Here is a 6,173-nt window from a genome sequence, read left to right as displayed (position 1 = left end):
GCTCGGCGAACGCGGGTTCACGCCGATCACCACGGCCGCGCTGGCCGCGAGCTGGCGCGCTCCCGGCCGGTCGCTGCCGAAGAGGCCCGTCCTGATCACCTTCGACGACGGCTACGAAGGCGTGCACCGGCACGCGCTGCCCGTGCTCGCCGAGCACGACTTCGCGTCGACGCTGTTCGTCTCCACGGGCTGGCTGCGCGGGGCGCATGACACCGGGGGCGGTCTCGACCTGATGCTCGACTGGGATCAGGTGCGCGAACTGGCCGCGGCGGGAACAGAGATCGGCGGGCACAGCCACACGCACCCGCAGCTCGACCAGCTGGACGACGACGACCTCTGGTTCGAGCTGCTGCGCTGCAAGGAGATCCTCACCGACGAACTGGGCACCCGTCCTGCCTCCTTCGCCTATCCCTACGGCTACTCCAGCCGCCGGGTGCGCCGCACGGTGCGCGGCGCCGGATTCGCCCAGGCGCTCGCGGTCAACAACGGCCTGGCGCGGCGCACCCAGGGGCCGTACGCCCTGCGGCGGGTGACCGTGCGCCGCTCCACCGGCATCGAGGAGTTCGAGCGGCTCGTCGAGGGCCGTGCGATCACCCGCAATTTCGCAAGGGACTGTGCCCTCACCAAGGGGTACGCCGTGGTCCGCAGAGCACGACAGGCCCGCCGGAAGGCAACCCGTACCCGTGTCTGACACGTCGACCGCCCAGGCAGACGTCTCTGGGTCTCCCATGACCGAACAGCAGCCGCCGTCCGACAAGCCGGGCAGGCCGCGCAGAATTCGCCTGCCCGGAAGGGGCGGCGGCTCCGGCGGCGGGAGCCCGCTGTTCCGCAACGCCTACGCGCTGATGCTGAACACCGGCATCTCCGGCGTGCTCGGCCTCGGCTTCTGGCTGGCCGCCGCTCGGTACTACTCCGAGTCGGCGGTCGGCCAGGGCTCGGCGGCGATCGCCGCCATGAAGTTCCTGGCGGGACTCACCGCCCTCACCCTGATGGGGGCACTCGCCCGCTTCATCCCCGTCGCGGGACGCGCCACGGGCAAGCTCATCTTCCGTACCTACGCGGCCAGTTCACTGGTCGTGGCGTTCGCCGCACTGATCTTCCTGCTCACGCTCGACCTGTGGGGCCCCTCGTACAGATTCCTGCACGGCCCGCTGAACGGCCTCGGCTTCATCGCCGCGGTCGTCGCCTGGTCGCTGCTCACCCTGCAGGACGGGGTGCTCACGGGGCTGCGCAGCGCGCTGTGGGTACCGGTCGGCAACACCATCTTCTCCGTCGTCAAGCTGGGGCTGCTCATCGCGGTGGCCGCGGCGATCCCGACAGCGGGCGTGTTCGTGTCGTGGGTCGCCGCGATCGCCCTGTCGGTCCTGCCGCTCGGCTGGCTGGTGTTCCGGCGGCTCGTGCCACGGCACGTGGCGGCGACCCAGGACAAGACGCAGCCGCCGACGCTGCGCGAGATGGGCCGCTTCCTGGCCGGCGACTACACCGGCTCGCTCTTCTCGCTCGCCGTCGTCTATCTCGTACCGGTGATCGTCGCCTCACAGGTCAGCTCGGTCGACAACGCGTACTTCTACATCACCACCACGATCGGCGGCACGGTCAATCTGCTCGCCATCAACATGGGTGCGTCGCTGACCGTCGAGGGCGCGCACGACCCGGCGCGGCTCGCCGCGAACACCCGGGCCGCGCTGCGCCGCATGGCGCGCATCATGCTGCCGGTGTGCGGTCTGCTCTTCATCGGGGCACCTTTCATCCTCCGGGTCTTCGGCCAGGGGTACGCGGACGCGGCGACGCCGCTCCTTCGCTGGTTCGCGGTGGGCGCGGCGCTGCGGGTCGTCATGGAGACGTACTTCGCGGTGCAGCGCGCACAGAGCCGTACGTCCGGGATCGCCTGGATGCAGGGTCTGCTGTGCTTCCTGGTGCTCGGCCTGACACTTCTTCTGCTGCCGCGCATGGGTCTGACGGGGGCGGGCGTCGCGGAGATCTCCAGTCTCGCGGTGATCGTGGCGATCGCCGCGCCGAAGCTGTACCGGGTGGCGCGGGGGGCTCCCTCCTCCGCACCGGCCGACGCGGCACCGGACGGCGATCTCGCCGACCTGGGGACATCCGAGGCGCCGCCCCCTCCCGCCGACAAGGTGCCGGGGCAGGAGAGGGAACGGCGCGGGCCCGCCTGGGCGCTGCGCGAGACACTGGACTCGGACACGCTGCAGCTGGCCGTGCAGATGGACTTCGAGCATCCGGAGCGCAGGCCCGACATGCGTCCGGGGCCGGGGACGCCCGCGTCCGGGACACGGACACCGGCTTTCGGGAGGGGCGCGTTCTCCGGGAAGCCCGCGTCCGGGAAACCCGCTCCTGAGAAGCCCGCTCCCGGGAAGCCCGCGTCTGGGCAGACCGCTTCCGGGACGCCCGCGGGCGCGGGGGACGAGGGGGACGACATGGAGCACCGGCCGACCTGGGCGCTGAGAACTCCGCCCAAGCCACGGGAACCGGAACCGTCTCCGCCGATTCCACCCTCCGTCTCCTCCGCCGTCACGGAGCCCGCCGAGGAGCCGGGCACCGACGCACACGTGCCGCAGGCTCCGCCCGAGCCCGTCGTCACCCCCGAACCGCTCCCCCGCCGCCGCGCCCTCTTCATGGCGCTGTTCCTCGCCTTCGCGCTCGCCCTCTACTGGCTGCCCGTCGTGGGCTTCACCGAGGCGGACCTGGACGCGATGGGCGGTCTCGGGCTCATCTCCGTCCTGCCCACGCCGACCCTGCTCGGGGCCGCGCTGCTCGTCGTCGTCTTCGCCTCGCTGCTCTGGCTGGAACGGCCGCATCAGGCCCTGCTCCTGGCGACGCTGATCGCCACGGTGGTGTGCCTGCACGCGCTGCCCGCCGTCCTCGAGGACGAGCCGCGGTTCGCGACGGCCTGGCAGCACCTCGGCTTCATGGAGTACATCGACAGGACCGGCTCCGCGGTGCCCGACCTGGACGCGCGCTGGAGCTGGCCCGGGTTCTTCGCGGCGGCCACGTTCGTCGCGAAGGCGTGCGGCGTCTCGGACATGACCGAGGTCATCCGCTGGTGGCCACTGGCCATGCAACTGCTCTACCTGGCACCGATGCTGCTGCTCATGCGCTCCATGCGGGCGGGCTGGCGCGCCAAGTGGACCGGCCTGTGGATCTTCGCCCTGAGCGGCTGGGTCGGCCAGGACTACTTCTCCCCGCAGGGCTTCACGTACCTGCTCTATCTGGTGTTCGTCGCGGTGCTCCTCGTGTGGTTCCGCGCGCCGCACGTCCTGTGGGCCAAGCGCCGCCCCGGCGAGCTCGACGTCGAACCCGCCGACCGCCGCCAGCGCGCGGTGCTGCTCGTGGTCCTGATCGCCCTCTTCGCTGCGACGGTCCCGGCCCATCAGCTCACGCCGTTCGTGATGCTCGGCGTCCTTGCCGCGCTCGTCCTGGTGGGCCGCTCGGAGCTGCGCGGCCTGCCGATCCTCTTCGCCGTCTTCGTCGCCGTCTGGCTCGGCTTCCTCGCGGAGCCCTACTGGTCGGGGCACTTCGACGAACTGTTCGGCGGGATCGGCGGCGTCGGCGGCAATGTGACGTCGTCGGTGTCCGGGCGTATCGAGGGCGGCAGTTCGACCCATCAACTCGTGCTCTACGCACGCGTGGCCCTTGCCGGCGGCGTCATGGCCCTCGCCTGCTGGGGCTGGTGGCGACGGCGTGACCACAAGTACACGGAGCGCTCGCTGCTCGTCCTGACCTTCGTGCCGTTCCTGGGCTTCGGCATGCAGTCGTACGGCGGCGAAATGGCGCTCCGCGTCTTCATGTTCGCGCTGCCGGGCGCCGCGCTCCTGGCCGGTCTCGCGCTGTTCCCGCGCGCCGGCATCACCGCGAAGGAACGGGACCGCGACCGGGTGAGCCTCGCGCCCCTTGCCGCGCTGATGGCGGGGCTCGTCCTGATGGGCGGCTTCCTGGTCGCGCGCTGGGGCAACGAACCCTTCGAGCGGACCCGGGTCGGCGAGGTCGCCGCGATGGATTACGTGTACGCGCACGACGATCCGACGGTGCGGCTGCTGTGGATGAGCGACGACACGGTCAACAACGTGACGCCCGCGATGCCGTGGGGCACGCGTGACATGGAGAAGGTCCAGTACGTCCCGACCCTCGCACCGGCCGACCCTGTCCTGGTCTCCAGTCTGGTGAAGGCGCTCAAGGACGCGGGGCCCAACTCGTATCTGATGATCAACAAGAGCCAGACGGTCTATCTCCAGATGGACGTGGGCTATCCGGAGACCTGGGATTCCCGGCTGATCACGCATCTCGACAACCGCCAGGAGCTGAAGAAGGTCCTCACGAACGACGACGCGACCCTCTACACGCTGCGCAAGCAGCCGAACGGCGAGGTCGAGAAGGCCGCCCCGGGCCCGATCGGCCCACAGATCACCTGGACTCCCTGGTCGGTGATCGGCGCGCTCGCGGCGATCGCCCTGGTGCTGCTGCTCACCACCCGCGAGGTCGTGCGGGTGGCGGTGGAGCCGAGCGTGCGGCAGCTGCGCTGGCTGCAGAGCAGCTTCTGGTTCTCGCTGCCGCTGCTCGCCGTACTGCTCGCTTCGCTGATCCAGCGGTTCCTGACGATGGCATGACGCTCCCCCCGGTGGGTACGGGGTGCGGGTGGCTGCGGCGGATGGAGTGCGGATGGCTGCGGCGGATCACCGCTTCAGCCACTTCACCCCATACCCCTTCATCGTGAACCGCTTCCCGTCGACCTTCGCGTCGATCGAGCGGTCGAGGGTGTTCACGACGAGCACCGTCTTCTCGGTCGCGAGGACACGCACGTTCGGTACGTCGTCGGGGGCGACGGAGACCTTCTCGTACTCCGTGCCGGGCGGGAACGCGTCGTTGAACCGGGAGAGCATCTTCAGCATCGGCAACTCCGTGCCACCGTCGGATAGCTCGGTGGAACGCCACAGACAGCCCGCGCAGTCCTTGCCCCTGTTCTGCGGGTTCCAGTAGAAGCCGCTGCTCGCGCCGCCGCGCGCCATCGCCATCAGACCGGCGGCCTGCACGGCGACGCGGTGCGGCTCGGACCAGCCGTCGCGGTCGTCGTTGTTGTCGCCCGGTTCCACGTAGTACTCGGCCCACCAGAGCGGCAGGTCGCCGGTGCGCTCCCGCACCCACTTGCCGACCGCCGTGAGCTTGTCGGTGGCCTTGAACTCGTCGGGGAGCATCTCGTCGTCGACGGTGTAGCTGGAGCCGTCCACGACCACGAAGTCCGCGCCCGCCTTGTTCTTGCTCCAGTAGTCGAAGGCGTCGAGGACCCGCTGGTCCATGCGGCCCCAGGCACCCTTGACCTCCGTCGAGGCCTCCTCGGTCTGGCGCGGGTCGACGCTGTCCATGACGAGGTAGGGGCCGCCGACCATGATGTCCTTGTTGACCTTCTTGAGCTCCTTGTAGACCAGGTTGTACAGCTCGGTGTAACCCTCGTAGTCCCAGCGGCCCTTCTCGCTGTTCCAGAAGCCCTTGAACTCGTTCCAGACGATGAAGTGCCGGACGTCCGGATAGCGTTTGGCGACGGTCGCCGCGAGCTTGGCGAAGTCCTTGAAGTGGGCGCGGTCCGGGGCGGTCTCCAGGGACTCCTGGCTCCAATTGGTGCTGCCCGAACCGGGCTTGCCGCCCTTCATCCAGTCCGGGGAGCAGCACAGGGTGACGACCGGCGTGCCGTCGGTGGCGCGGATGAAGTCCATCCGCTTGTCCATCTCGTCGAAGTCGTAACGCCCCTTGACCGGCTCGGGATTGCCCGCGCCCCAGCCCATGATGTGCTGGTTCTGCGGCAGCGGGCTCGGCAGGCCCGCGAGCATCGTCTCGGCGCGCTGCGTGGCGTCGTCCTCGCCCTCGTCCGCGCTGTACTGGGTGTGGGTGAAGCCCCATCCGACGGCCGGTTTTGCCTCATCGGGCGGGACAGCGGGAGTGCCGTGCACCTTGTCACCGTCGCGCGTGGTGCCCTCGGTACCCGTGCCGCCCCCGGGGAGTGTGGTGATGACGGTCAGGATCAGGGCCAGTGCGGCCACAGCAACGCCGAGCAGCGCGGCGATTCGCCACCGCTTTGCCCCCGAATTCCACTCATGACGTCCCATCAGGGGCAATCGTAACGGGGCCAGTTGGCGGTGGCACAGGTTCCGTACCACAGGTTTGCCACA

General features: G+C 69.9%; 3 protein-coding genes. 2 read left to right on the top strand and 1 reads right to left on the bottom strand.

Translation table 11 applies throughout. The annotated features are described in order from the left end of the window. Positions 1–691 (top strand): polysaccharide deacetylase family protein (locus tag ACFQ7F_RS33745; protein WP_383278938.1); only part of this gene is annotated, 691 nt, incomplete at its 5' end. A gap of 37 nt (positions 692–728) precedes the next feature. Next, on the top strand, positions 729–4,619 hold the full coding sequence (locus ACFQ7F_RS33740) for a lipopolysaccharide biosynthesis protein (RefSeq protein WP_383278935.1): 3,891 nt from the start codon (positions 729–731) through the stop codon (positions 4,617–4,619). 66 nt (positions 4,620–4,685) lie between these two features. On the opposite strand, the gene ACFQ7F_RS33735 is transcribed toward ACFQ7F_RS33740, so the two are convergent. Continuing rightward, the gene (locus ACFQ7F_RS33735; RefSeq protein WP_383278932.1) at positions 4,686–6,110 is read right to left on the bottom strand and encodes a xylan 1,4-beta-xylosidase; all 1,425 of its coding nucleotides are present in this window, start codon (positions 6,108–6,110) and stop codon (positions 4,686–4,688) included. Between the last annotated feature and the right edge of the window lie 63 nt (positions 6,111–6,173).

The organism is Streptomyces sp. NPDC056486 (assembly GCF_042795295.1).
Classification (GTDB): domain Bacteria; phylum Actinomycetota; class Actinomycetes; order Streptomycetales; family Streptomycetaceae; genus Streptomyces.
This window is presented reverse-complemented; position numbering and strand designations above follow the sequence as displayed.